The sequence below is a fragment of the Solwaraspora sp. WMMA2056 genome, assembly GCF_030345095.1.
Lineage (GTDB): Bacteria > Actinomycetota > Actinomycetes > Mycobacteriales > Micromonosporaceae > Micromonospora_E.
On record NZ_CP128360.1, the window covers coordinates 146,851 to 172,603 of the forward strand.

Here is a 25,753-nt window from a genome sequence, read left to right on the forward strand (position 1 = left end):
CCGCACCCTTTTACCAGCACTCTTCTGCCAGCACTCGTCGTCTCGCGGAGAAACTGATTCTCCGCGAATCGGTGCCAGCCGGTCTTAGCGTCCGGATCCCGCGCCGGCCCCAGCACCACCGCTGCAACCACAGGCGCACACGCCTGGCAGCGCCATCGCGGCCGCGAAGTCCGTCGGACGGATTTCAGGCTTGACCCACTTTGCCATTACACACCCCCTTGGGCGTCAGCAACTGCATTGACATGACGCGGGCCGTGATCACAAGTCTCGCGATTGACCAATGTTAACATTGGGGCAACCACTACACCACGATAAGTTTTTGTTGATTATTTGCATTCACATCAATAACTTTTATGCCACTCGCCAGACGTAGACGACCATCGTGGTAATCTCGGCCTCCATCCCAATTCGCCATCTATCCCCAGGGGACGGCCGGGCAGCCCTGCGACAACCTGCGGCTCACCACCGGAAGGTTGGCGTCGCCGGGGCAGGTGCCGGATCATGACGGACATGACGGCGGCGGTGTCGACCGGAGCGGGCCTTCGGCGAGGCACCGTACTGCTGCTGCGCTTCGCCTGGATCGAGGCGAAATCGTGCGGTTTCGCGGTCGCCGTCTTCACCTGCCTGGCGGTGACGTCGGTGGTTCCACTGCCGATCCCCCGGTACGACGCCCTGCTGATCTGCATGATCGTGGTGACGGCCGTACTGTGGCGCATCGGCTGGGAAACCGGCCGGGAGGTCGCCGTCATCGCCGGATTCCACCTGGTCGGGCTGGCCCTGGAACTGTTCAAGGTGCGGGTCGGCTCCTGGTCGTACCCCGAGGAGGCATTGACCAGGGTCGCCGGAGTGCCGCTCTACTCCGGGTTCATGTACGCGGCGGTCGGCTCGTACATCTGTCAGGCATGGCGTCGCCTGGACCTGCGGGTGACCGGCTACCGGCCGGTTGCGCTGGCCGTGCTCGCCGTCGCCGTGTACGCCAATTTCTTCACCCACCACTTTCTGCCCGACGTGCGCTGGATCCTCGCCGCGCTGCTGCTGGTCGTGCTGCGGCGTACCTGGGTGCACTTCACCGTCGACGACGCCCGGCTACGGATGCCGCTGGCGCTGGCGTTCGTGCTGACCGGCTTCTTCCTCTGGGTGGCGGAGAACGTCGCCACGTTTCTCGGGGCCTGGACCTACCCGGACCAGGAGCACGTCTGGACGTTCGTGCACGCCAGCAAGTTCGGCTCCTGGTCGCTGCTGGTCACCCTGTCGTTCGTCCTGGTCGCGACGGTGAAGGCGACCGAGGGGCGGCTGTACGGCGACCGCCCCCGGCCCAGCGTCGTCACGTCATCGGGCTGACCGGCGTCCGGGCGTCCGGGCGGGTTTCAGCGGCACAGCGGCAGCCCCAGGCCGCCCCGGTCGGCGCTGCGGATCCAGACCTCCGACAGGAAGCCGGTACGCCCGTCCGGCCAGCGGATCTTGTACCAGAGGTTCGACGTGTCGAGGTACGGGTTGGCGTCGTCGGCCGGGTCACCGAGGTTTCCGTTGGTGAGCTGCTGGCCGGTCGTCTGACAGATCGCGTTGAGTTTCGCGCCGCTGTGCAGCTGCGTCTGCTCCAGGGCGCACGGCTGCCCGCAGTTGGCCGGCTCCGAGGTGAGGTACGCCGACACGTCCTCGCGCATCAGGTTGCCGGCGGTGACCCGGTTGTCGACGACCACCGGCGCGCCTTCCGAGATCCCCTGGGTGACATCCGAGGTCGCCACGGCGACCAGGAACTCCACGTCGTACGCCGCCGTCGGTGGCGTCGACGTCCGCACCAGCGCGGCGTAGGCGTTGCCGGCGGTACGGACGCAGAGCCGGGTGCCCTCCGCAGCGACCTGCGGCTCGGGCTGCCACACTCCAGCGGTCCAGCAGGCACGTGGGTCGAGCGGGCCGGCCGGCTTCGGGACAGCCGTACTGAGCGACGCCTCGTTGTAGGGTGCGAGCTGATCTGCGGTGACCAGCCGGACATCCTTGCGGTTGCCGTCGTCGAACCGCCACGCATCTAGGTCGAACCCCTGCCCGACCGCCAGACGCAGATTGCGGCAGGTCACGCCAGTGATCTGTACGCAGGATCCGTGCGGCGGCGCCGGCGTGGCATTCTCGTCCGACGGCTCCGCTTCGGCCTTGTCACCACTACTGCCGACGAGGAACGACATGGTCAGCACCGTCACCGCGAGGACCGCGCCGACGAGCGTCGTCCACCACCGGCGGCGCCGCCAGCGCAGACCCCGCTGGTACCAGCGGAACAGGGCGGCACCAGCGAAGAGCAGCGCTATCGTCGCGACGGTTCGCAACAACGCCTTGTCGAGCAACGTCGCCGTCCCCGCCAGGATCATCAGGCCGGGAACAGCGCCGACGACCGGCCAGATCTGACCGAGGTCGCTCGTCACCCGTTGCCTGGCCGGCTCCGACCCGGGCTGCTTCGGTCGGGGCTCGGTCGGGGTGCTTCGAATGGCCCAGTAGGTCGGCAGGTCGTGGGCCTCGCGGAACCTGCGTACCGCGCGGGCCGGAGCCTCGATCAGCCAGCCGCTGGCCGTAGCATCCGTCGGCACCGTGCGCCAACCCATCGGTTCGACGAGCAGCAGTGCGTACAGGGCGGGAAGGAGATCCTTGACGTTCTTGCGTTTGAAACCCAGTTTGGTGCCGACATCCGCGCTGCTGATCCGGACCGGCACTCCGGGTTCGCCCGACGGTTCCCGGCTGACCGCCAGCCGTACCGACCGGAAGAAAAGATCGAGAAGATCGTCCGCCCGCCCGGTGGCCCGCGCCCCGGCCACGGTCAGCATGATCAATTGGTCGTCCGGGATGGGCGCGTCAGGAGTGACGCCGCACACCAGTTCCGGAGAGATGTCGTGGAGCAGCCCTTCTGCGGACAGGCCGTGAACGGTGTCCATCACCTTGTCCAGCTCGCAGAATCTCGGCCACCGATTGTTTGACTCGAGGAATTTCAGAACCTCGACCAGAACCATGTGTTGATCAGTGTCAGCCGGCCCAGGCATCGTCACGCCGTCATTGTGCAACGAGAAATCGATCTTCGACGGCGGGGGTGTCACCCGTCTCACATTCTCGACGACGAATCCGGCTATCCCGAAATGTCGGGCGAGCAGGCCACCGATATGCAGTTTCCAGGATGCGAATTGCACTCCCGTACCACCGGATTGAAGATCAATTGCCGGCGGAGCGCACGGTACGGCGGCTGCGTCCGCGACAAGGGTCGTCGCAGGCACAGCCGCCGTCGTCGCAACGCGCGGGAGACTACTCCCAGCGGATCTTCACGCAGTTGCCGGTGGTGTAGCTGCCGTTGTCGTGCTTCGCCAGAGCGTGCGACGAGTTCGCGATCCGGGCACACACCTTCGGGTAGTCGCCGATGGCGTTGACGAAGGCCGGGTCGTCGGTCCAGATCACCGACGGCTGCTTGTCCTCGACGTACCAGAAGCCCTGCTCGGCGCTGGAGACGTGGGTGCCCATCACCCGGTCCGCCGGGGTGGTGCCGTCGCTGCCGTAGATGTGCAGGTGCCAGCCGCCGTTGGCAGCCGGCTCGTTGTCGCCGAACTCGGCGTCGTACTCGACGGTGAACTTGCCCTCGGCGACCCGGGCCGAGGTCAGGCAGACCCAGGTCCAGTTGCTCTTGATCTCGTCCGTGCACTGCTCGTCGGCCGGAACCTCCGGCGCGGACGGCTCCGACTCGACGACCTGCTCCGGCTCCGGCTGCTCCTGGCCCTGGCCGGGGGCCGCGCCGTCACCGGGTGCCGCCACCTGACCGTCGTCGTTCTGCCCGCTGGTCAGGGCGTAGGTCACCCCACCGCCGGCGAGCAGCACGACGACCACCGCCGCGGCCACCAGCAGCGGGCCACGGCCACGCTTCGCCGCAGTGTCGCCGGCACTTCGCGACGACCCCGGCGGGGTGTCGTCGGCGCCGACGGAGCCGGCCGAGGAGTAGGTCTCGGTCCGCGCGGGGTACGTCGTACCGACGCTCGCCCGGGCCACCGCCCCACCGGCGGCGCTCGGCGCGACCGGCGCCGACGCGGCAGGGGTCGACGCGGCAGGGGTCGACGCGGCCGGGTACGCGGCGGCCGGCGGCGCGGCCGGGTACGCCGACGTGACCGGAGCGGTCGGTGCGACCGGGGCGGTCGGTGCGGCCGGGGCGGCCGGAGCCGGCGGAGTCACCGCAGCGTGGCCCGCACCCGCACCGTGTCGGCCCATCGCGTCAGCGGCGGCCAACCAGGCGGCGCCGAGGGAGACCGAGTACTTCGGGTGTGCGTCGACCGCCACCGGCCGGCCCAGCTCCGAGCCGACCAGTTGGGCGACGACCGGCATCCGCGACGAACCGCCGACCAGCAGCACCGAGTGCAGCTGCTCCGGCGAGCAGCCGGCGGACCGTACCGCCCGGTGCAGCGCCTCGATGGAGCCGTGCAGCACCGGACGGACCATCGCCTCGAGCTCGGCCCGGGTGAGCCGGATCTCGGTGGAGATGTTGGGCAGCAGCACCGGAATCGAGGTGTCGGTGTCCGACGACAGCGCCTCCTTGGCCTGGATGCACTCGTCACGCAGCCGGGCCACGGCGGCGATCGCCGCCGGGTCCTCCTCGTCGAGCTCCTCCAGTTTGCCGCCGAGCGCGGTACGGACGTGGTTGAACACCGCCGCGTCGAAGTCGATCCCGCCGAGTCGCTCGATGCCCTCCGGCTGACCCATGATCTCGAAGCCGGTGGGGGTCTTGCGCAGCATCGCCGCGTCGAACGTGCCGCCGCCCAGGTCGTAGACGGCGACGATGGAACCCGGCTCGATCCGCTGCTGCTCGGCGTAGTTGATCGCGGCGGCGGCCGGCTCGGTGGTGTACGTCACCGGCACCTCGAGGTTCGCCATCCGGACCGCCTGCCGGAGCAGATCCAGCTTGTACGGACCCCAGTTGGCCGGGTGTGAGACGCAGATCGACGCCGGCAGGGCGCCCTCCCGACGGGCGACCTCCTCCACCACCGCGTGGAGCAGGCGCGACATCAGCGCCTCGGCCGACTGCGGTACGCCGCCGAGCAGGATCGGGGTGGTGTCGCCCAGCCGCCGCTTGAACTCCCGGGCCACCCGGTTCGGCTCGGACAGTCCGCGTCGGTGGGCCGCCTCACCGGTGAGGAACGTCTCGTCCTGCCGCAGCAGCACCACCGAGGGGATCGCCGCGCTACGGCCGCCGAGCGAGACGGTCTCCACCCGGCCTTCCCGCCAGATCGCCGCCGCTGTGAACGTTGTTCCGAGGTCTATGCCAAGTGCGTACATCGTGGTCGCTCCGAGGGAGTGTGTGGAGACAGGAATGGCCGGGTCTGGGGGGTCGACCGTGCGGCGACGGTCCGGCGGATGGTCATGCGGACCGCCGCTGGTCGGCGATGATGCCCTCGCAGGACCGGACCGCCACTCGGGCGGCCATCGCCATCTCGTACGAGGTCATCGGGCTCTCGGCGCGCCGCTGCCAGCGGCCCAGGGCCTCGATGGCGCCCTCGGTCACCTCGGCGGCACTCGCGTCGGCCGGTAGCCGCAGCCGCTGGTGCGCCGCCGCGCCGCCACCGCCGATCACCTGCTCCAGCTCGGCGACGACCGCCGCCTTGCCGGTGACCCAGCCGGCGCGCAGGCTGGAGAGCACCCGCAGCTCGTTGAACGGGTGCGCCGAGGCGATGATCTCCTCCACCGCGCCGGCGACCTGGTCGCTGCCGGGCCGGACGCAGACCCGGGTGACGTCGGAGAGTGCCAGCAGTGCCGACCGGGCCTTGAGGACGTCACGACGCTCGAAGAACAGCGAGGTGAGGACCTCGCGCAGCTGGGTGAGACCGCTGCGCTCGGTCAACTCCTGAGCAAGTTCCGTCGCGGTGGTGCCGGGGTTGTGGCGCAGCATCGCCGCCGACAGCCGCAGCCCGAACATGCCGAACCGGCCGAGCAGCGCTTCCCGTTCGATCGTGGTCAGGCCGAGCTCGGGCAGGTGCTGCACGAACCGGTCGGCGGAGAGCAGCAGCTGCTCCGCCTGGGCCACCGGCAGTTCGGCGACCCGGCGCAGCTGGGCGACCTCCACCTCGGTGAGGGTGGCGGCGGTCTCGGCGAGCAGACCGGCGACGGGGACCACCGACTGCACCAGCCGGCGGACGTTCGCGTCGGTGCTCAGCCGGTCGGCGATCCGCCGGGCCGAGGCCATCGCGTCGAGCCGGCCGACGCCGATCTCGTCGGCCCGGGAGAGGATGCCGATGGCGTTGACCGGGTTGGGTCGGGACACCTCCACGTCGTGGAAGGCCCGGAGGAAGTCGACGTCGTTGGCGTGCAGGTGACGCATCAGGTAGACGACGGCGTCGGCCGGGGTCTCCTCCTCGTCGGGGACGAGCAGGTCCCAGGCGCGCCGGGAGGTCTGTTCGGACAGTGAGCCGATGCCCGGCGTGTCGATCAGAGTGACGGTACGTAGCGCCTGCGACGGCCAGGTGATCTCCAGTTGCGCGACGTCGTCGACGGTCAGATCGCCCAGGTCGACGTCGATCGCGCCGTCCTCGCGGCTGAACCGCAGCTGACGCGGCTCACCTCCGGTCGGCGTGGCCAGCACCCGGTAGGTGTGCCCGTCCTGGTACCAGGTGACGATCCGGGTGCACTCGCCGGCATCGGTCGGTGCCAGCCGGTCACCGACCAACGCGTTGAGCAGGGTGGACTTGCCGGCCTTGACCCGGCCGGCGATCGCGACCCGCAGTGGTTCGTCCAGGCGGTCGCGCACCGCGGTGAGCCGCTGTTCGTACGCGGTGCCCCGGTAGACGTCGACGGCGTGGCCGAGCACGCTGCGGGTGCGGTCGATCAGGCTCATCACGTCACCGCCGGTAGGCGCTGCCGATGCGGGCGGGTACCGGCCAGCTCGGATTCCACATTCTTCACGCCGCTGCTTTCTGATCTGCCGGGAGGTGTCCTACGTCTCAGCGAGTCGGCCGTCACCCCGGGCCGACCACGGACCGTCCCGGCTGACCTGTCGATCAACGGGTTGCTGACCGGCTGGACAGCCTCGCCGGGAGGGGCACCACACGGCTCACCCGGTGCCTGCTCGGCATCCGGCGGACCAGGCCCCCAGGTCGGGCCGAGAGTACACGGTACATGCGAACGACGTCATGCCCTGCAGCGGAGTCGGGAGCCGTCCGTACACTGCCTCACTGACGCGGGCAAGGAGGGGCTGCACCGGTGACTGTCGTGGTGGGTGTGGACGGCTCCGGCCGGACCCGACGGCTCGACGAGATCGCCGCGTCCGCCGGCCGTACGACCGTACGCGTGACTCCCGCGACCGGCGCGGACCTGGCCGTTCTCCTCGAACAGGCACGTGTCGACGGCGCCCTGGTCCTGGTCGACGACGCGCATCAACTCTCCATTGAGACGGTCCGATCACTGACGGTGGCGGCCCGCGCCGGGGTGACGATGGCGCTCGCCCGTCGGCCCACGATCGACTCCGCGGAGCTCGCCGACCTCGACGGGGTGGTCGCCGGTCAGGGCCCGGTCGAGCAGCTGGGTCCGCTCCCCCCGACGGCCCTGGCCGCGCTGGTCGAGGCAGCCGTCGGCCGGCCGGCCACGCCGGAGCAGGTGACGGCGCTCCAGACGGCCTCGGCCGGGCTGGCCGCCATCGCCGTCGAGATCGCCGCCGACCCCGACGGTACGCCGCCCACCCTCGTCGCCCGGCTGCAGCGACGGTTCGCCGGCCCCGGACGGGATCTCGCCGGGCTGGCCGCGATCCTCGCCCTCGGACTCGACCTGGCCGACGAGGCCGTCTGTACGGCGGCCGGCCTGAAACCGGCCGAGGCGGCCACCGGGATGCGGTCACTACGCGACGCGGGACTGCTGACCCCGGACGGTGAACGGTTGATCCCGGCGGTGGCCCGCGCCGTGCTGGTCGAGCTGCCACCGACGGAACGCCGCCGGCTGCACGAGACCGTGGCCCGGGCGTTGCTGGCCACCGATGCCGACCCGGTCCGTGCCGCCGAGCAGCTGCGCGCCGCCCGGGCCCGTAACCCGACCGCCGCCGACGTCTACCGACGGGCCGCCGACCGGCTGCGCTTCACCGACCCTGGCAGCGCCCTCACCTGGTACGACGACGCGCTGGACGCCGGAGCCGAGCCGTCCACTGTGGCAGCTGGTCGGGCCGAGGCGGCGACCCTGCTGGGGATGCCGGTGGACCTGGACGGCCCGGTCGAGGCACCGGCCGACGCCGGCCGGGTCGCCCTGGTCGCCGGGGCGGCGGCCGCCTACGACGGCCGGGCCGGCCGGGCGGCAGAGGCGCTGCTCGGTGCCGACCCGCCCGGCCCGGTCCTCGCGGTGCCGGCGCTGATGGTGACCGGGCAACCGGCCGCCGCCCGGTCGGCGGCGACCGGGTCGGCCCCGCTGCCGGTACGCCGACTGGCCGAGGCGGCGCTGGCGATGGCGGACCCGCAGGCGGCGCTGCCGTTGCTGATCGAGGCCGCCGAGGGCTTCGAGCGGACGCCGCCGCAGGTCGCCGTACCGGACCCGCCGCACGCGATCGGCGCGCTGATCGCGGTGGCCGCCGGTGACTGCGCGACGGCCGAACACCTGTTGGAACGGGCGGTGGCCAGCGGATGCGGCGGGCCCGTCGCGCTCGACCGGCATCGCACGTTGCTGGCCTGGGTCCGGATGCGGACCGGTCGGTACGATTCGGCCCTCGCGGAGCTGCGCCGGTTGGCCGGTGTCGCGCTGCCGGGGCGCGAGCGGCTGGTCTACGCCGGCCTCACCGCGGGAATCGCCCGGCGCAGTGGGGACATCGCCCAGCTACGGGCGGCCTGGTCCGTCGCCGAGCCGGTGCTGGCCCGCCGGGCGGTCGACCTGTCCCAGTTGGAAGTGGTCGAGGAGCTGCTGGTCGCCGCCGCCCGACTACGCCAGCACCAACGGATCGCTCCGGTCCTGGCTGACCTGGACGCAATCCTGGACCGGCTGGGCCGGCCGGCCGCGTGGACGGTGTCGGTGGAGTGGATCCGGCTGCAGATCGCCGTCGTCGACGAGGATCCGCTCACGGCCGAGGCGACGGCCGCGCGGTTGGGCTCCCTCGACCCGGCCGGTTTCCGGCAGCAGGCGCAGTGTCGGGCGGCCGCTCGATGGTCCGCCGCCCTGCGCGGCGACGTGGATCCGGATGCGGTGCTGACGGACGCCGCCGCGCTGGTCGCCGCCGAGCTGCCCTGGGAGTCGTCCCGACTGATCGGTCAGGCAGCCGTGCGGACCACCGACGCGGCGGCCGCCCGCCGGCTGCTGGAGCGGGCCCGGGAGCTGTCCCGGCCGGATCCCGTCCCGGACGAGACCGCGCCGGGGTCCTCGCACGGCGGCCTGTCCGACCGGGAGGTCGAGGTCGCCCGGCTGGTGCTGGCCGGCCGGACCCACCGGGAGATCGGCACGCAGCTGTTCCTGTCCCCCAAGACGGTCGAGCACCACGTGGCCAGGATCCGGGGCAAGTTGGGGGCCACGACCCGGGCTGAGATGATCGCTACGCTGCGAAGTCTGCTGCCCGAGGAGCCCTGAGCTGTCGGTTGGCCGACGCGGGCTTGGTGCCACCCCCTAGACCCCCGAAGCTGGCAGGGGGGAAGCCCCGATGCGACGGGTGAGCACCGACCCGCACTCTTGTACCTGTCCGGCCGGTCAGGACGGACCACGAACCCGACGAACCCCTAACCCCCCAGGAGACACATCATGGCCGCGGTAGAAGTCACCCCGCTGATCATCGAGCAGATCAAGAACCTCTTCGACAAGGTGTTCAGCAGCGAGGCGGAGACCGCCAAGTTCCTCGCCGACCCGGAGGGCGCGTTCGCCGCCAACGGGATCGACGCGGAGACGCTGAACGAGGTCGACATCAACCAGATCGTCAACGAGGCGGCCTTCGGTAGCAGTGAGGGTCCGTCCAGCGGGGGCGGTTTCTCCGGCGGGGGCGGCGGCGGGGGCGGCTTCGCTGGTGGGGGGACCGGCGGGGGCGGCGGGGGCGGCTTCGCCGGTGGGGGGACCGGTGGCGGCGGCGGGGGCGGCTTCGCCGGCGGTGGGGGTGGCGGCGGCGCCGGTGGGGGCTTCGGTGCCGGCGCCGCCGCCAACGTGCCGACCCCGGAGGTCGTCCAGCAGGTGACCCAGGTGACCCAGAACTTCACCAACCAGAACTTCATCGACAACTCGCAGAGCTTCACCGACAACTCCATCGACAACTCGGTGGACCTGGACGTGGACGGACCGGTGCTCGGCGACATCGACGTCGAGACCGAAAACCTCAACCAGACCGGGGACGGCAACGTCGCCAACACCGGGTCCGGGGACGTCAACGCGGCGACCGGCGACGGCGCCGTGGCTCAGCAGGGCGACGGCGACCAGGTCGCCGCCACCGGTGGGTCGGTGGCGGCCGGCGACGACGCCTTCGGCGTCACCGGGGACAACTCCTCGCTGGAGTTCGTCGACGGCGACAAGGTGACCGCCGGCGACGGGGCCGTGATCGGCACCGGCGACGGCGACGTGCTCGGCGCGACCGGCGACGGCGCGTTCCTCGGCAACTCGGAGTCCGGCGACGTGGTCGGCAACACCGGCGACAACGCCGTCACCGCCGGCGACGACATCGACGGCGTGGTCAACACCGGACTCAACACCGGGGTGATCGCCGACGGCGACGTCGACCGGACCGTGCTGGGCGACAACACCGGCATCGTCGCCGACGACGTCGACAAGGCCGTGGTCGGCGACAACAACCAGGCCGCCCAGTTCGACATCGACACCAGCGGCGCGGCCGGCGGCGACGCCAGCGGCACCGGCGGGGCCGGCGGTGACGGCGGAAACGCCAACGCCGCCGGTGGCAGCGGCGGCGACGGCGCGACCGGCGTCGGGGCCGGCGTGGGGACCGGCGTCGGCGTGGGCCGGGGCAAGGGCGAAGGCAGTGGCGAGGGCGAGGGCGAAGGCGGGGCCGGCGGGGCCGGCGGGGCAGGCGGCACCGCGACCGGTGGCAGCGCTGCCGGTGGCGCCGGCACCGGCGGTGACGCCAGCGGCGGTGCCGGTGGCGCGCTGGGGCCGATCAACATCAACTTCGGTGGCGGCAGCCAGCAGAACACCACCGACTCCCGGATCGAGGACTCCTCGCTGGCCTCCGGCGGGAACTCGACCAGCAACCAGGACTCGTTCAACGACCAGTCCACCAACGACTCGTTCAACGACCAGTCGACCGACAACTCGGTCAACACGGACGACTCGTTCAACCAGGAGGACTCGTTCAACCAGGAGGACTCGTTCAACCAGGAGGACTCCTTCAACACGGAGGACTCGTTCACGACCGACGACTCGTTCAACAACAACAACACCGCCGAGGCGACCGCTCCGGACCCGACCCTCGGGGCGTGACCGGACGACAACTGAGCGGGCCGGACGTCGTACGGCGTCCGGCCCGGTGAGCGCCAACGTGGCGTGGCAGGTCCGGCCGGGGCCTGCCACGCCACGTTGGCGCTCACCCTGCTTTGCCTGCCGACCACCTACCGGCCGACCACCCGCCTGCCGATACCCACCTCACTACCGCAGGAGCGACGTTGACCGCGAAAACGACACCCCCGGACGCTGACGGCACACTGCAACGGGCGACTCAGATCGTCGACCTCGCGGCGCGCGCCTGCGAGGCGTACGACCGCCCCGATCTCGGTCGCCGGCTGGCCACCATCCGCACCACCCTGTCCGACCCGGTGGTGCACGTCGTGGTCGTCGGCGAGTTCAAACAGGGCAAGAGTTCACTGGTGAACGCGCTGGTCGGGACGAAGATCTGCCCGGTCGACGACGATGTGGCCACGGTCCTGCCCACGTACCTGCGGCACGGCCCGCAGCCGTCGGCGCAGCTGCTGTTCAGCGACGACCCGGCCCGGCGGGAGCCGCTGGCGATCGACCAGGTCTCCGACGTGGTCCTGGAGCGCACCACCGGCGACGACGTCCCGACGGGGATCGCCGGGGTGGAGATCCGGCTCCCCCGCAACATCCTGTCCAACGGCCTGGTCCTGGTCGACACCCCCGGGGTCGGCGGGCTGGGCTCGGTGCACGCGGCGTCCAGCCTGGCCGCCGCGTCGATGGCCGACGCGCTGCTGTTCGTCACCGACGCCGCGCAGGAGCTGACCCGCAGCGAACTGGACTTCCTGCGGCAGGCCCGCGAGGTCTGTCCGACCGTGATGTGCGTGATGACCAAGACGGACTTCTATCCGCACTGGCGCAAGATCCGTGACCTGAACACCGGCCACCTCAGCCGTGAGGTGCAGATGCCGATCGTCCCGGTGTCGTCCGCGCTGCGCCTGCGCGCGGTCGCCGGCAACGACAAGGAACTGAACGTCGAATCCGGGTTCCCCGAGCTGGTCAAGTTCGTCACGCAACGGGTCGCCGGTGGCGCGGCGACCCGGGTCGCCGCGCAGGCCGCCGCGTCGGTGGTGGGGATCTGCGAACAGATGGAGAACCAGTTCACGGCGGAACACGCCGCGCTCGCCGACCCGGAGGCGGCGGCGAAGGTGGTGCACGAACTCAACGCGGTGAAGCAGCGGGTCGAGTCGCTCAAGGCCGCGGCGGCGAAGTGGCAGCAGACGCTGAGCGACGGCATCTCCGACCTGAACGCCGACGTCGACCACGACCTGCGTGGTCGGCTCCGCCGAATCCTCGAGGAGGCGGACGCCGCGATCGAGGAGATCGACCCCGCCGACGCCTGGGACGAGACCGAACGGTGGTTGCAGGCCAGGGTCTCCAACGAGCTGCTGGCCAACTACATGATGCTGCGCGACCGGGCGATGAGCCTCAGCGACGACGTGGCCCTGCACTTCCAGGAGGCCGCCGGCGAGGTGCTGCGGCACGTCGCGATCCCCGACCCGGTTCCGCTGGTCGGCAGCGCCCAGGTGGAACACAAGATCGAGCTGGCCAAGATGAAGCTCGGCAAGCAGGCGATGGTGGCGCTCAAGAGCGCGTACGGCGGCGCACTGATGTTCGTCATGCTCGGTTCGTTGACCGGCATCGCGCTCGGTCCGATCGGGATCGGCATCGGGCTGGTGATGGGCCGCAAGGGTCTGCGGGAGGAGAAGAAGCGGCAGCGCGCCAACCGGCAGGGCCAGGCGAGGAACGCGGTCCGCCGGTACTGCGACGAGGTCAGCTTCGTGATGACCAAGGACTCCCGGGACACCCTGCGCCGAATCCAGCGGCAACTGCGCGACCACTACAGCGCGCTGGCCGAGGAGCTGTCCCGGTCCAACTCCGCCGCGCTGGCCGCCGCCGCGGAGGCGGCGCAACGGACCAAGGCCGACCGGGAGAGCCGGCTGCGCGACCTGAAGGCCGAGCTGGACCGGCTGCGGCAGTTGAAGGAGCACGCTGCCGCCATCGTCGGCTGAGCGCCGACCTGACCCGACCTGACCGACCGGTCCGACCCTGACCTGACCCTGACCAACATGGCGGGTCGGGTCAGGCGCTCAGCCTTCGTCGATGTCGTCGATCTCCGGGGTGCCGGCGGCGACCGGCGGCACCGCCCACGGATCATCGGACAGCAGCGCGTCGGTCGGCAGATCCGACCCGTCCAGCTGGCTGTCGTAGCCGGCCGGGCCAGCGGCACCCGACTCGGGCTCGATCGCATCGAGCATGTCCTGAGCAGGGTCGAGGCGGTCGACCGGGGCACCCTCGCCGTGTCCGAACGCCCCGTCGACCGTCAGCCCACCGGCAGACCCGTCGGCGGGCCCGGCGACGATCTCCCCCGGGCCGGTGACGCTGTCACCGCCGTCGACGCTGTCGGGGGCGTCAAGGTCCGCGCCCGGCTCGGCCAGCGCGTCGATCTCCGGCAGGTCGTCGAGCTCGGCTGCGTCGACCGGGGCCGCCGGGGCCGAGGCGAGCAGGTCGAGCGGCGCGGCGAGATCATCCGGTACGGCGCCCTCGCCGACGACCTGGCTGTGTGCCATGACGAACGGGGCCAGGTGCTCGGCCACCTCGACCGGGGCCGTCTCGGCGTAACTGACCACGGCCTGGGCCAGCAGCTCCGCCGGCAGATCCGCGTACCCGTTGGCGTCCAGCACGGCAGCCGCCTCGTCGAGGGCTGCGGCGTCGCCGGACAGCCCAGCGAAGATCTCGTGCAGCGAGCGCGCCGGTGCCATGACACCACTGTAGGAAGCATGGCACCGGTTGCGCCAAGGGGGACATCCCCAGGCGGTCCCCTAACTTGGCGCCCGCCGCCGACCGCCGTGCAACCTCCGCTGGCGGAGATCCGTCAAGGAGGCGTGACGGGATGAGCGATGACAAACCCGCTCGTACCAGATCAATTGTCCCGGCTCGTCCGCAGCACAAAGAGGAGAAACACCATGAACGAACCGCGCAGTCGTCGCCGTACCGGACCGATCGTCGCCGGCTCGGCCTTCGCCGCCCTGGCGATCGCCGGCGCGCTCGCCCTCGGCATGTACGGATACGGCGACTCGACCGCCGGGTCGTCCGACACCGGCAGCGTGACCAGCTCCACCACCGGCGGCTCCGGCACGGCCGTGCAGCTGGTGGCGTACACCGGCAGCCAGCCGGAGGGCTACAAGCTGGCGACGGTGCCGCAGGGCTGGGTCGTGCAGGGCTCGGACGCCTGGTCGCTGGTCCTGGCCCCGGCCGACACCGCCGACACCGACCCGAACAGCCTCGCCGGCAAGATCGCCGTGTCGACGCAGGCCCAGATGCCCAGCGGGCTGCCGTCCGAGTCGGTCACGGTCAACGGCCTGGCCGGCCACCTGGTCACGATGGAGGACAACACCGACGGCCGGACCCTCTTCGTCGAGCAGCCCGGCGGCGGTTACCTGACCATCCAGGTCTGGGACGGCCTCGGCTGGACCGGCGAGCAGATCGTCGAGTTCGCCGCCGGCATCGAGGTCACCGGCGACGCCCAGCAGACCGTCGGCTGACCACCGCCGGCGGTGAGGGGCGGTGCCGCGGGTACCCGCGGCACCGCCCCTCACCGGTCAGGACGTGACGTCCTTACGGGTGAACCGCCAGTAGGCCACCGACAGGAAGACCGTGGCGTACGCCAACGCCGACACGCAGCCCTTGACGATGTCGTCGGTCTGCGTCGGCGTCGACAGCAACCCCAGCCAGGCGGTGCTGAAATGGGTCGGCAGGAAGTCCCGCAGCACCCCGAGCGCGGTGATCTGGTCCAGGATGCTGGACAGGATCCACAGCAGCACCGCGCCGCCGACCGCGCCGAGCGCCGCGTCGGTCGACACCGACAGCAGGAACGCCAACGACGCCACGATCAGCAGCACCACCGCCAGGTAGCCGACGATGCCCAGCAGCCGCAGCAGCCCTTCCCCGGCGGGGATCTCGGCGGCCACCGTCGAGCGCAGCGGCGACCAGCCGTACCGGACGGTGCCGACCAGCAACGCGGTCGCGGCCAGGACCAGCAGTGACAACCCCGAGTACGCCAGCGCGACGACCAGCTTCACCGTCAACAGCCGGGCCCGGGGCACCGGTACGGCCAGCAGGTACCGCAGGCTCCCCCAGCTCGCCTCGCTGGCCACGGTGTCCCCGCAGAACAACGCAACCGCCACCACCAGCAGGAACGACGACGACACGAAAATGGTGAACAGGGTGAAGTTCAGCCCGCCGGAGGTGGCCAACTCGACCAGGCTGGCGAACTCACCGCCGCCGTTGTCGTCGTCGCCGTCGTCGAACTCGAAGGCGACCAGCACGATCAACGGCAGCAGTGCCATGAAGCCCAGCGTCAACTGGGTACGTCGGCGCGACGCCTGTCGACGTACCTCGGCCCACAACGGCAAGGTGACGCGGGCCCGGTAGCCGGCGGCGGCGCCGGAGCGCTGCGCCGCCCGGTCCGGCTGGCGCACGTCCGGCGATTCCACAGTGTTCATCAGCGGTCCCCGCTCCCCCGTGAGTTCTCGCCGACCAGGGCGAGGAAGGCGTCTTCCAGCCGGCGACGCGGCACCACCCGGTCCACCGCGACGCCGGCCCGGACCAGTTCGGCCACGACCTCGCTGCGGGCGGTGCCGTCGACGTCGACGATGAGCCCGCCGTTGTCGGCGGCGACGGCCCGTACGCCCGGCAGCCGGTCGAGCACCGCTTCGGCGGCGGCCACGTCGGAGACGTCGAACTGCACGCTCGGCGAGTCACCGACGATCTCGTCGACCGGCCCGGCGGCCACGATCCGGCCCTTGTTGACCACCACCGCGTGGGTGCAGGTCTGCTCGACCTCGGCCAGCAGGTGGCTGGAGACCAGCACCGCACGCCCGCCGGTGGCGTAACGCTTGAGCACCCGGCGCATCTCGGCGATCTGCGGCGGATCGAGCCCGTCGGTGGGTTCGTCGAGCACCAGCAGCTCCGGCAGGCCCAGCATCGCCTGGGCGATGGCGAGCCGCTGCCGCATGCCGTGGCTGTAGTTGCGGATCCTGCGGTGCACCGAATCCCCGAGGCCGGCGATCTCCAGGGCCTCGTCGAAATGCGCGTCCGCCGCCGGGCGTCCGGTGGCCCGCCAGTACGCCCGCAGGTTCTCGATGCCGGACAGGTGCGGCAGGAACCCGGGCCCTTCGACCAGCGACCCGATCCTCGACAGCACCGGCGCGCCCGGCACCAGCCGGTGACCGAAGACCAGGATCTCGCCGGTGGTCGGCTGGGTCAGCCCCATCAGCACCCGCAGGGTGGTGGTCTTGCCGGCGCCGTTGGGCCCGAGCAGGCCGACGACCTGACCACGTTCGACGGTGAAGTCGACCCGTTCGACGGCGACGAACCCGTCGGCGTACTCCTTGCGCAGGTCACGTACCACCAGCGGGGTCTGGGCGTGCGCGGCGACCACCGTGTGGTCGGCCCGGCGCTGGCGTAGCCGCACGACGGTGACGACCACGACCAGCCCGATCACGATCGCCGCGACCAGCCCGGCGAGCACCCAGCGCCACAGCGCCGCCGAGGTGGCGATCGGCTCACCGGCCACCTGCGGCAGGGTCACCGGCGCGGCGTCGGCGGACCCGATCCCGACGGTGTAGACGGTCGGTTCGACCGGCGTGGCGTACGCCTGGTCGGAGGTGGCGACCACGATCCGCAGCCGGTTGCCGGCCTCGAACCGGTGCACGATCGCCGGCAGGGTCACCTCGACCGGTTGCGCCTGCGCGACGTCCGCCGGCAGGCCGGTCAGCCGTACCGGGGCGACCAGCCCGCTGGGCAGGCTCATCGTGCCGTCCGGGTCGACGTCGTACAGCTTGACGAACAGCACCGCCTCGCCGGTCGGCGACGCGGCCCGGATGGTCACGGTCGGCGCACCGACCACCTCGACCGGGTCGGCCAGCGGTGCCGAGTCGAAGTGGGTGTGCTGGCCGGGCAGTTCGCTGACCACCCCGCCGAGCAGGCCGGCCAGGCCGCCGGCCAACGGCAGCGACGAGATCGCCGCCGGGTTGCCGGCCGGCGGGTTCGCGACCGGCCGTGCCGGCCCGGTGACCTCGACGCTCGTCCGGTCGGTGCCGGCGGTGCCCGGGTAGTCGGCGATCCGGTAGCCGGTGGCCACCAGGCCCCGGTCCATCGCGTCGAAGCCGGCAACCCGCGACCAGGTGAAACTGTCGTCGGGGGCGGCCCCTGCACCGGCCACGTAGTGGTCGAGCCAGCCGGCGGTGAGGAACTTGACCCGGTCCTGGTCGTTGAGCGGGCCGGCCCCGCCGTCGTGCCCGCCGGTGTACCAGGCGACCCGCACCGGAGTGCCGTTCGCGGCGATTCCCCGGGCGTTGGCGTCGGCCTCGGCGAGCGGGAACAGGGTGTCGGCACCGCCCTGGATCAGCAGGGTCGGCGCGGTGACCCGGTCCAGTACGCGGTCCGGGCTGGCCTGGTCGAGCAGCGCCACCGCCTCCGGGGTGCCCCGGCCGGTGGTGGCGATCTGCAGGTAGGCGGCGCAGACCTCGGCGGCGAACCGCCCGCAGGCCACCCCGCCGGCCACCGGGTCCACCGTCGGGTCCACCGTCGGGTCGCCCGGACCGGTGCCCGGGGCGGTGCCTTGGTCGGCACCTGGATCGGTGCCTGGATCGGTGCCTGGATCGGGGGCTGGTTGTCCCGCGCCGATCGGCATCCCCGGACCGCCCGCGCTGACCCCGCCGCTGCCGAAGAACAGCCCGGCCCAGCCCTTCTTGAACACCCCGTCCACCGGGTCCGCGCCGGTGGCTTCCGGCAGGAACGACCCGGCCAGGTCGTTCCAGGTGATCATCGGCACGATCGCGTCGACCCGGTCGTCCGCAGCGGCCAGCAGCAACGCCAGCGCGCCGCCGTACGAGCCACCGACGACGCCGACCTGCGGATCCCCGTCGGCGTCGGTGCGCACCTCGGGGCGCGACGCCAACCAGTCGAGCAGCCGGGACGCGTCCCGGACCTCGTAGTCGGGGTTGTTCAGGTGGATCTGGCCACCGCTGGCGCCGAACCCCCGGGCGGTGTACGCCAGCACCGCGTACCCGAGGGCGGCCAGCTCCTCGGCGTCGGCGGCGACCGTCTGCTTGGAGCCGCCGAAGCCGTGCGCGAGCAGCACCGCCGGCACCGGCTGCGCCGCCGACGCCGACTTCGGCAGGTAGAACGTGGTGTCGAGGTCGACCGGCTGGTCACCGTCCGGGCCGGAGAGCACCGTGATCCGTTGCTCGGCGGTGGTGTACGGCACCGACTCCGGCCAGACCGCCCAGGTCACCACGGCGGCGACGACGGCGACCGCGAGCAGCCCGCCGGCCAGCCGCCGCTGGTAGGGCCGGGGCAGGGCACGGCGCAGCCGCGCGGACATCGGAGTCGGCATGAGCAAACCGTACGGTGCCCGCCCGCCGCCAACCTGTGAACCCTCTCAGCTCAGGTGCGCCGGCCGTCGCCGGGCGGCGCACGGCGGCTAGTCTCGGGCGGTGGCCGACCGTGAACTGACCCTGACCGCGAGCCTGCGACCTGCGGCGCTGGACGCCCGCCGGGGCATCGTCCGACTGCACCCGGAGGTACTGGCCGCGCTGGGCATCACCGCTGGCACGCCGGTCCGGCTGACCGGGCGACGCAGCACCGCCGGGGTCGCCGCCCGCGCCGAGGCCGGCGCGAGCCGGGCCCTGCTGTACGCCGACGACCTGACCCTGGGCAACCTGGGGTTGCGCGACGGCGGCCAGGTGACGGTCACCCCCGTACCGCAGGTGGCCGCCCAGCGGGTGACGCTGGACGGGCCGGCGGAGATCGTCGCCGTCGTCAGCCCGGAGATGCTGCGCCTGGCGTTGCTCGGCAAGGTCGTCACCGCCGGCGACAACGTGTCGCTGCTGCCGCAGGACGTCTTCTCCGACGTCGCGCACCGGGGCCTGCTCGAGGCGGCCCGGCGCAGCCTGGCCAACGTCGTCGGGTACGCCTGGACCAGCACCCTGCTCACGGTGGCCTCGGCCGAACCAGCCGGGACGGCACCGGTTGCCGGAGACGCGGTGCTGGTCACCATGGACACCGTGGTCGGCTGGCGGCACGGACCGGTCACCCACGGCTCGACCGGCGAGGAGGTACGCCCGGTCGGTGCGGTGGCGCAGCCACCGGCGGCGGACTTCGTCGACGAGCCGCTGCCGCAGCTGGACGACCTGCCCGGCCTGCGCGCCCAGGCCGACGAGCTGACCGAACTGCTCGACCTGGGCTTCCACCACCGCGAGGTGCTGACCCGGTTGGGCACCACCGTGTCGCTCGGCGTACTGCTCAGCGGGCCGGCCGGATCCGGCAAGTCGGCGCTGGTCCGCGCGGTCGCCGCCACCCTGGACGCCCGGGTCGAGGCGCTCTGGGCGCCGGAGGTCGCGGCACTGACCAACGACGCGGCGGCGCAGCGGCTGCGTCGCGCGGCCGAGTCGGTCCGCCGGGGTGACCCGGCGGTCCTGCTCATCTCGGACGTGGACGCGTTGGCCCCGCGCGACGAACCCGGACCGGTGTCCACGGTGTTCCGCCAGTTGCTGGCCGAGACGGTGGCCGCCGGCGCGGCCGTGGTCTGCACCACCAGTCACCCGGAGGCGCTGGATCCGGGCCTACGCGGGCCGGACCTGTTGGCGGTGCAGATCGCGGTGCCGTTGCCGGACACCGCGATGCGCCGGGAGCAGTTGACCGTGCTGACCCGGGGCATGCCGTTGGCCGAGGACGTCCGGCTGGACGACGTCGCCGCGCGTACCCCTGGTTTCGTCGCCGCCGACCTCGCCGCGCTGGTCCGCGAGGCCGGGGTACGGGCGGCGTTGCGGCAGAAGACGGCGGACGCGCCGCTGGTCGCGGCCGACGACGTCGAGGCGGCCCTGGAGGTGGTCCGGCCGACGTCGATGGCCACCTCCACGCTGGAGCTGGCCCAGGTCACGTTGGACGACGTCGGTGACATGGTCGAGGTCAAGCAGATGCTGACCGAGTCGGTGCTGTGGCCGCTGACCTACCCGGACACGTTCGCCCGGCTGGGGGTGCAGCCGCCGCGCGGGGTGCTGTTGTACGGCCCGCCGGGTTGCGGCAAGACGTTCCTGGTGACCGCGCTGGCCGGCACCGGCAAGGCGAACGTGTTGTCGGTCAAGGGTGCCGAACTGTTGTCCAAATGGGTCGGCGAGAGCGAACGGGCGGTCCGGGAGCTGTTCCGTCGGGCCCGGCAGGCGGCGCCGACGCTGGTCTTCCTCGACGAGGTGGACGCCCTCGCCCCGGTCCGGGGGCAGGCGTCCGACGGCGGCACCACCGACCGGGTGGTGGCGGCCCTGCTGACCGAGTTGGACGGGGTCGAGGCGCTGCGCAACGTGGTGGTGGTCGGCGCGACGAACCGCCCCGACCTGGTCGATCCGGCGCTGCTGCGGCCGGGCCGGCTGGAGCGGTTGGTGTACGTGCCGCCGCCGGACGGCGAGGCCCGGGTGGAGATCCTCAAGGCGTCGGCGAAGTCGGTACCGCTGGCCGAGGACGTCGACCTGGCCGAGTTGGCCGCGTCGCTGGACGGATTCTCGGCGGCGGACTGCGCCGCGCTGATCCGCGAGGCGGCGCTGGCCGCGATGCGGGAGTCGTTGGAGGCGTCGTCGGTGACGGCCGCGCACGTCGCGACGGCCCGGGAACGAATCCGGCCGTCGCTGGATCCGGCGCAGGTCGCCTGGCTGGCCGCGTACGCCGACCAGCAGTCCCAGCGGTGAGCGGGTTTCGTCCACGACCCCGCAGTGGGTCGAACGTCAGCCGGCTAAGTCCGTGCTGAACGCTTCGTCCAGCCAGAACCGGGCCCGCACCTGACCCTGCTCGACCTGGATGATCGCGCCGCAGCGGCGCAGCAGGTTGATCGCGGCCCGGTTGGCCGGAGTGGTCCGGGCGACGACCAGTTGGGCACCGAGACGCACCGCCTCGTCGAGCACCGCCCGCAGCGCGGCGGCACCGATGCCCCGGCCACGCGCGGAGCGACCGAGCCAGATTCCGGTCTCCACGACACCGGACGGGGCGTCGAGCCGGGTGAGCCGGACGCCGCCGACCACGTCGCCGCCGAGGGTGACGGCGTACATGATGGTGCCGGCGGGCCCGAAGTGGCCACCGCCGAAGTGGGCACGGTGGAACTCGCGGAACGCGTCGCGGCGGGCGGCGGTCCAACCCGCCGGCCCCGGCACCGGGGGCATCACCTCGCCCGGCTCGGCCTCGGCCACGGCGGCGGAGAGCAACGGTTCCACCAGGTCGTCGCTCATCGGGGTCAACCGCACGTCATGCCGCACGGCGGTAGTCTTCCAGGCCGGTGCCGGCTCCGCCTTACTCATTCCGCACCTCCCACCTACCCAGCTTCTGGCCCCTGTACGGGTTATTTGCTCAGCGCCGGTGGTGGTGAAACGCCCGTTCCGGGCCCGGCGTCCGTCCAGCATCACCGCGTCGGCCAGTTGTTCCAGCTCAGCAGGGATCGACGATCGGCATCACCCGCCATCGAAAAGGCAAAATACGGCGGTGGCGTCGTCGTGCCGCTTGTGGCCGGGCACTGTCGCCGGGCTCACAGTGCTGTCGGACCCGCCGTGGCCGTCACCGCCGGCACTGCCGTCACCGCCGGCACTGCTGTCACCGCCGGCCTCGGCGGCGCGCACCCGGCGGATCAGTTCGGCCGGCCCGGCGGTCGCCAGCAGGTCCAGCAGTCCGGGCCAGTCGACGAGTCCGAACAGGTCGACCGCCCGGGTTGCGCCGTCGGTGAGCAGGGCCGCCCGCCGGACCCGGCCCGGCCCGGTCAGCGGAAGAGTGCCGGACAGCGCCCGGTCGGCGGCGGCCGGATCGGCGGCCGCCACCCAGTAGCCGTCCGGGGTGTTGGTGTGCTGCCGCTGCCACTGGACGGCCCGGCGGTAGTCGGCCTCCTGTCGGGTGTCGGTGGCGGGTGGCTCACGCTGCCAGAGCCGGTCCATGGTGGCGGCGAGCCGGTCGTCGGCCACCACCCCGACCTGGCCGGCGACGTCGACGATCAGTGGGCTGTCGCAGAGCACCAGGTAGTCGAGGTGTCCGGAGGTGCGGCGCAGCAGGCACACGGTCGACGACGGAGTGCCGGGGTGGCCCAGGTCGCAGTCGCCGTCGTGGTCGCCGCGTACCGCCCGGACGGCCTCGGCGAGCAGGGCGGCCAGCGGGTCGGCCGGTGCGGTCGCGGCGGCGAGGGTGAGCCGGGCGGTGAGTCTGCGCACGTACCAGGCGGGTCCGTGCCGACAGCCGGTGTCGAAGCCGGCCGGTGCGGTGGCACCGTCCAGGACCGCCACCAGGTCGCCGTACTGCAGTGTCTGGTCCTCGTTGTCCGGTTGACCGGGAGCGGCGACCGAGCAGGCGTCCACCCGCATGGTCGGCACGGCGGGAATCACCCTGAGCATCTCCCACTAACTCTAGGCATCCGTTCGACTACCGAAGGTAGCTTGACCGGTAGGCGGGTGTCGAGGATCGCGGGCCGCGCGGCGGTCGGCCTCGACCCCGGGGGACACAGGGGGGCAGCGAAATGTTGCAGCAACTGCACGAGAAGGGCCTGCGGGCCGAACACATGTACGCCGCCGGCATCGCCAGCATCGCGCTGTCGTTCACCAGCTGGGTGCTGTCCAAGAAGTTCGAGGCGGCCGGGATCGAGCGGGCCGACCGGTGGGGCATCTTCGTCGGCGAGTGGGCACCCACCTTCATCGCCCTCGGCAACGGGCTGAAGATGTACGAGAAGTAAGGTCCGGAGAGGAACCGGAAGTAGGCTCCGCTTCAGCGGCGGCGGGCCCGCGACCGCGCGGCCCGCAGCCGCCGGAGCCGGGCCACCAGCACCGGCTCCGCCGCCAACGCCGCCGGGTTGTCCAGCAGTTGGTGCAGCAGCTGGTAGTAGCGGGTCGCGGAGAGCCCGAAGGTGTCCCGGATCGACTGTTCCTTGGCACCGGCGTGCTTCCACCACTGGCGTTCGAAGTCGAGAATCCGCTGTTCGCGCTCGGTCAACGAGGCGGACGCGGCCGGCACCGGCTCGGCCGGTGCCGCGTCGAGGTCGGACTCGACGTCCGGACCGGTGCCCGGACCAGTGTCCGGGTCGGCGTCCGGGTCGACCCGCTGCCGGGGAACGTTCGTCGATGTCTGGGGCACCGCACCCGGCCCGGGTCCGGTCCGGGACTCGTCAGCAGCCGGCACCTCACCAGGGTAATCGCCGACCTGCCGGCCCGCATCAAACGCACCGGCCGATGTGTCGGCCGGCACCGCACAGGCATGATGGCCGGCACCGCGCCGGCGGCTCGGGTGATGTCAGGTGATGTCGCGCCGGCGCATCGTCCAGGCCGCCACCGTCAGCACCAGCGCCACCACGACCGCCATCAGCGCACCGGTGTGCACCCAGGTGAGTTCCGTCGTCGGCGGTACGCAGGCCGGAGCACCCGCGCATGCCCCGTAGTCGATCAGCTTGACGGACGAATCCATCCAGGCGATCCAGTAGACCGGCAGCAACCACGCCTCCGGATAGCGGGCGTCCACGACCTCGGCGAGGAAGCTCAACGCCGACTGCCCCAGCACCAGTACGCCGAGCACCCCGCCGAGGGCCAACGCGGTGTGCCGGCCGATCGCGGCCAGTCCGAAGCCGACCGCCGCCGCCGCGACGACCAGGACCACCACCCGCAGGTCGGCCAGGGCGAACGACTGCCAGTGTCCGGCGGTCACCCCGTCGGTCGACCCGCGCAGCGCGCCGATCATCCAGTGCGCGACCGTCCACAGCAGCACCGCCGGCACGGTAACCGCCACGACGCCGGTCAGCAGCGCGGCCAGCTTGGTGAACAGCACCCGCAGCCGCTGCGGTCGCCAGAGCAGCAGGTTCATCATCGCGCCGCTGCTCCACTCGGCGCCGACGAACGAGGCACCGGCGGCGAAGAACACCAGAAACAGCAGGCTGGTAACGGTGTAGAGGGTCGCCGGGAACTCGTCGGCGAAGATGAAGGTGATCGGGAGGTAGTTCACGGCCGGGAACGAGTCCCGGGTGGGCAGGCCGATGTCGGCGCAGTCCGGCGGGAACTGGTTGAGATCGGGTGAGCCGGAGGCGTGGCTGCGTTCACACTCGGCCTGCCACTGCTCGGTCCACTCGACGGCGGCCCGGAACTCCTGCTCAGCGGTGCGCTCGGCCTGCGCCAGCGCGGTCGGTCCGACCCTCTGGTTCTGCAGGAACGTCGCGACGACGACCGTGGCGAGGACCAGCAGGGCGGCGAGGGTGAGGTAGCGGACGAAGCGCCGCTTGACGAGGCGACGTAGTTCCGCCCGGTACAGCCCCATCACACTGCTCCCGCTTCGCCGTCGCCGGTCAACTCCAGGAAGACACTTTCCAGGTCCGCGGTGACCGGGGCCAGTTCGCTGACGTACAGGTCGGCGGCGGCCAACGTACGGGTCACCCACTCGGGTGCGCTCACTCCGTACACCAGCAGGTGGTCTGGGTGGCGGGCGACGGTGACCGGTGCCGCGCCGCCCACGCCCGACGAGGCCGCGCCGCCCACGCCCGGCGGCGCTGCGGCCGTGCGGGCCACCTCAGCCGTGAGGGCCGCCTCGGCCGCCGGCAGGTCGGTGGCGGCCGGCAGGCGTACCCGCAGGCCGCCGCCGGAGTGCGCGGCCAGCACCTCGGCGACCGGCCCGGCGGTGACCCGCCGGCCCCGGGCGATGATGGTGACCGAGTCGCAGATGAGTTGGATCTCGCCGAGGATGTGGCTGGACAGCACCACCGTGGTGCCGCTGGCCACCAGGTCGCGCATCAGGGTGCGCATCTCGCGGATGCCGGCCGGGTCGAGCCCGTTGGCCGGCTCGTCGAGGATCAGCAGCTCCGGCTCCTTGAGCAGCGCCGAGGCCACGGCGAGGCGCTGACGCATGCCGAGGGAGTAGGTCCGGACCCGGTCACCGGCCCGGTCGGCGAGACCGACCAGCTCCAGGACGGCGGGCACCCGCTGCGGCGCCACCTCACCGGCCTGGGCCAGCAGCGACAGCGTGTCGCGGGCGGTGAAGTGCGGGAAGAACTGCGGGCTCTCCACGATGGCGCCGACCCGGCGGGTCACCTCGGGCAGGTGTTCGGGCACCGACCGACCGAGGACCTGCATCCGGCCGTCGTTGGCGGCGACCAGGCCGAGCAGCGTCCGCAGGGTGGTGGTCTTGCCGGAGCCGTTCGGGCCGAGGAAGCCGTGCACCTGGCCGGCCTCGACCCGCATGTCGAAGCCGTCGAGGGCGTGGCGGACCCCGCCGCGACGGCTGCGGTACGTCTTGCGCAGCCCGGATATCTCCAGTACGGCAGCCATCGGCCGTCCTCCTCCGTGTGCCCGCCGTCCGGACAGCGCACACCATACGCCGATCCGGG

Annotated in this window: 19 protein-coding genes; 7 read left to right on the top strand and 12 right to left on the bottom strand. The window is 72.0% G+C overall.

Translation table 11 applies throughout. The features are described 5' to 3' along the window. Positions 1 to 84: 84 nt before the first annotated feature. Positions 85 to 207 (bottom strand): StsA family sactipeptide RiPP, encoded by a 123-nt coding sequence (gene stsA, locus O7608_RS31895; protein ID WP_353850482.1) that lies wholly within the window; start codon positions 205 to 207, stop codon positions 85 to 87. A gap of 294 nt (positions 208 to 501) precedes the next feature. Between stsA and O7608_RS00745 the strand changes: the two genes are divergently transcribed. Further along, positions 502 to 1,341: a DUF817 domain-containing protein gene (locus O7608_RS00745; RefSeq protein WP_289208156.1), complete on the top strand. Its 840-nt coding sequence runs from the start codon at positions 502 to 504 to the stop codon at positions 1,339 to 1,341. 26 nt (positions 1,342 to 1,367) lie between these two features. Here the strand turns inward: O7608_RS00745 and O7608_RS00750 are convergent, their stop codons facing one another. The 3 genes from O7608_RS00750 to O7608_RS00760 all read right to left on the bottom strand — a co-directional run bounded on the left by O7608_RS00750 (position 1,368) and on the right by O7608_RS00760 (position 6,841). After that, positions 1,368 to 2,918 (bottom strand): hypothetical protein, encoded by a 1,551-nt coding sequence (locus tag O7608_RS00750; RefSeq protein ID WP_289208157.1) that lies wholly within the window; start codon positions 2,916 to 2,918, stop codon positions 1,368 to 1,370. Between the two features lie 361 nt (positions 2,919 to 3,279). Then, complete coding sequence (locus tag O7608_RS00755) at positions 3,280 to 5,289, bottom strand: Hsp70 family protein (protein ID WP_289208158.1); 2,010 nt, start codon at positions 5,287 to 5,289, stop codon at positions 3,280 to 3,282. A gap of 82 nt (positions 5,290 to 5,371) precedes the next feature. Beyond that, positions 5,372 to 6,841, bottom strand: coding sequence for a dynamin family protein (locus O7608_RS00760; RefSeq protein ID WP_289208159.1), 1,470 nt, complete (start codon positions 6,839 to 6,841; stop codon positions 5,372 to 5,374). Between the two features lie 365 nt (positions 6,842 to 7,206). On the opposite strand from O7608_RS00760, the gene O7608_RS00765 reads away from it, so the two are divergent. The 3 genes from O7608_RS00765 (at position 7,207) to O7608_RS00775 (ending at position 13,379) form a co-directional block, all read left to right on the top strand. Continuing rightward, positions 7,207 to 9,537: a helix-turn-helix transcriptional regulator gene (locus O7608_RS00765; protein WP_289208160.1), complete on the top strand. Its 2,331-nt coding sequence runs from the start codon at positions 7,207 to 7,209 to the stop codon at positions 9,535 to 9,537. Between the two features lie 168 nt (positions 9,538 to 9,705). Then, complete coding sequence (locus O7608_RS00770; RefSeq protein ID WP_289208161.1) at positions 9,706 to 11,379, top strand: hypothetical protein; 1,674 nt, start codon at positions 9,706 to 9,708, stop codon at positions 11,377 to 11,379. Between the two features lie 182 nt (positions 11,380 to 11,561). Continuing rightward, entirely contained in the window at positions 11,562 to 13,379 is a 1,818-nt protein-coding gene (locus O7608_RS00775; protein ID WP_289208162.1) for a dynamin family protein, read from the top strand. 78 nt (positions 13,380 to 13,457) lie between these two features. Here the strand turns inward: O7608_RS00775 and O7608_RS00780 are convergent, their stop codons facing one another. After that, positions 13,458 to 14,129 (bottom strand): hypothetical protein, encoded by a 672-nt coding sequence (locus O7608_RS00780; RefSeq protein ID WP_289208163.1) that lies wholly within the window; start codon positions 14,127 to 14,129, stop codon positions 13,458 to 13,460. Between the two features lie 204 nt (positions 14,130 to 14,333). Between O7608_RS00780 and O7608_RS00785 the strand changes: the two genes are divergently transcribed. Beyond that, on the top strand, positions 14,334 to 14,912 hold the full coding sequence (locus tag O7608_RS00785) for a hypothetical protein (protein ID WP_289208164.1): 579 nt from the start codon (positions 14,334 to 14,336) through the stop codon (positions 14,910 to 14,912). A 57-nt stretch (positions 14,913 to 14,969) separates the two neighbouring features. Here O7608_RS00785 and O7608_RS00790 read toward each other — a convergent pair whose 3' ends face one another. Together O7608_RS00790 and O7608_RS00795 are read right to left on the bottom strand one after the other, a co-directional pair. After that, positions 14,970 to 15,872, bottom strand: coding sequence for an ABC transporter permease (locus tag O7608_RS00790; protein WP_289208165.1), 903 nt, complete (start codon positions 15,870 to 15,872; stop codon positions 14,970 to 14,972). Continuing rightward, positions 15,872 to 18,769, bottom strand: coding sequence for an alpha/beta fold hydrolase (locus O7608_RS00795; protein WP_289208166.1), 2,898 nt, complete (start codon positions 18,767 to 18,769; stop codon positions 15,872 to 15,874). Before O7608_RS00795 ends, O7608_RS00790 begins: the two co-directional genes overlap by 1 nt. Positions 18,770 to 18,869: 100 nt before the next feature. Between O7608_RS00795 and O7608_RS00800 the strand changes: the two genes are divergently transcribed. Next, complete coding sequence (locus O7608_RS00800) at positions 18,870 to 21,113, top strand: AAA family ATPase (protein WP_289208167.1); 2,244 nt, start codon at positions 18,870 to 18,872, stop codon at positions 21,111 to 21,113. 36 nt (positions 21,114 to 21,149) lie between these two features. On the opposite strand, the gene O7608_RS00805 is transcribed toward O7608_RS00800, so the two are convergent. Beyond that, complete coding sequence (locus O7608_RS00805) at positions 21,150 to 21,716, bottom strand: GNAT family N-acetyltransferase (protein ID WP_502959161.1); 567 nt, start codon at positions 21,714 to 21,716, stop codon at positions 21,150 to 21,152. 150 nt (positions 21,717 to 21,866) lie between these two features. Further along, positions 21,867 to 22,790 carry a protein phosphatase 2C domain-containing protein gene (locus O7608_RS00810; RefSeq protein ID WP_289208168.1) on the bottom strand — a complete coding sequence of 308 codons (924 nt, stop codon included), beginning with the start codon at positions 22,788 to 22,790 and terminating at the stop codon, positions 21,867 to 21,869. Positions 22,791 to 22,912: 122 nt separating this feature from the next. Here O7608_RS00810 and O7608_RS00815 point away from each other — a divergent pair, with 122 nt between their 5' ends. Further along, the gene (locus O7608_RS00815; protein ID WP_289208169.1) at positions 22,913 to 23,125 is read left to right on the top strand and encodes a hypothetical protein; all 213 of its coding nucleotides are present in this window, start codon (positions 22,913 to 22,915) and stop codon (positions 23,123 to 23,125) included. Between the two features lie 32 nt (positions 23,126 to 23,157). Here the strand turns inward: O7608_RS00815 and O7608_RS00820 are convergent, their stop codons facing one another. The 3 genes from O7608_RS00820 to O7608_RS00830 form a co-directional block, all read right to left on the bottom strand. Further along, positions 23,158 to 23,568 (bottom strand): DUF3263 domain-containing protein, encoded by a 411-nt coding sequence (locus O7608_RS00820; RefSeq protein WP_289208170.1) that lies wholly within the window; start codon positions 23,566 to 23,568, stop codon positions 23,158 to 23,160. A 111-nt stretch (positions 23,569 to 23,679) separates the two neighbouring features. Then, a complete protein-coding gene (locus tag O7608_RS00825; protein WP_289208171.1) occupies positions 23,680 to 24,690 on the bottom strand; it encodes an ABC transporter permease subunit in 1,011 nt (336 codons plus the stop codon). Further along, entirely contained in the window at positions 24,690 to 25,694 is a 1,005-nt protein-coding gene (locus tag O7608_RS00830) for an ABC transporter ATP-binding protein (RefSeq protein ID WP_289208172.1), read from the bottom strand. The genes O7608_RS00825 and O7608_RS00830 overlap by 1 nt, the downstream gene beginning before the upstream one ends. Positions 25,695 to 25,753 lie beyond the last annotated feature (59 nt).

Bases quoted from the DNA above. Each gene is read 5' to 3' on its own strand.
- O7608_RS00755 (WP_289208158.1), bottom strand. From the start codon at position 5,289: ATGTACGCACTTGGCATAGACCTCGGAACAACGTTCACAGCGGCGGCG.
- O7608_RS00745 (WP_289208156.1), top strand. From the start codon at position 502: ATGACGGACATGACGGCGGCGGTGTCGACCGGAGCGGGCCTTCGGCGA.
- O7608_RS00825 (WP_289208171.1), bottom strand. From the start codon at position 24,690: ATGGGGCTGTACCGGGCGGAACTACGTCGCCTCGTCAAGCGGCGCTTC.
- stsA (WP_353850482.1), bottom strand. From the start codon at position 207: ATGGCAAAGTGGGTCAAGCCTGAAATCCGTCCGACGGACTTCGCGGCC.
- O7608_RS00815 (WP_289208169.1), top strand. From the start codon at position 22,913: ATGTTGCAGCAACTGCACGAGAAGGGCCTGCGGGCCGAACACATGTAC.
- O7608_RS00805 (WP_502959161.1), bottom strand. From the start codon at position 21,716: ATGAGTAAGGCGGAGCCGGCACCGGCCTGGAAGACTACCGCCGTGCGG.
- O7608_RS00760 (WP_289208159.1), bottom strand. From the start codon at position 6,841: ATGAGCCTGATCGACCGCACCCGCAGCGTGCTCGGCCACGCCGTCGAC.
- O7608_RS00795 (WP_289208166.1), bottom strand. From the start codon at position 18,769: ATGCCGACTCCGATGTCCGCGCGGCTGCGCCGTGCCCTGCCCCGGCCC.
- O7608_RS00780 (WP_289208163.1), bottom strand. From the start codon at position 14,129: ATGGCACCGGCGCGCTCGCTGCACGAGATCTTCGCTGGGCTGTCCGGC.
- O7608_RS00810 (WP_289208168.1), bottom strand. From the start codon at position 22,790: ATGCTCAGGGTGATTCCCGCCGTGCCGACCATGCGGGTGGACGCCTGC.
- O7608_RS00785 (WP_289208164.1), top strand. From the start codon at position 14,334: ATGAACGAACCGCGCAGTCGTCGCCGTACCGGACCGATCGTCGCCGGC.
- O7608_RS00750 (WP_289208157.1), bottom strand. From the start codon at position 2,918: ATGGACACCGTTCACGGCCTGTCCGCAGAAGGGCTGCTCCACGACATC.
- O7608_RS00830 (WP_289208172.1), bottom strand. From the start codon at position 25,694: ATGGCTGCCGTACTGGAGATATCCGGGCTGCGCAAGACGTACCGCAGC.
- O7608_RS00770 (WP_289208161.1), top strand. From the start codon at position 9,706: ATGGCCGCGGTAGAAGTCACCCCGCTGATCATCGAGCAGATCAAGAAC.
- O7608_RS00790 (WP_289208165.1), bottom strand. From the start codon at position 15,872: ATGAACACTGTGGAATCGCCGGACGTGCGCCAGCCGGACCGGGCGGCG.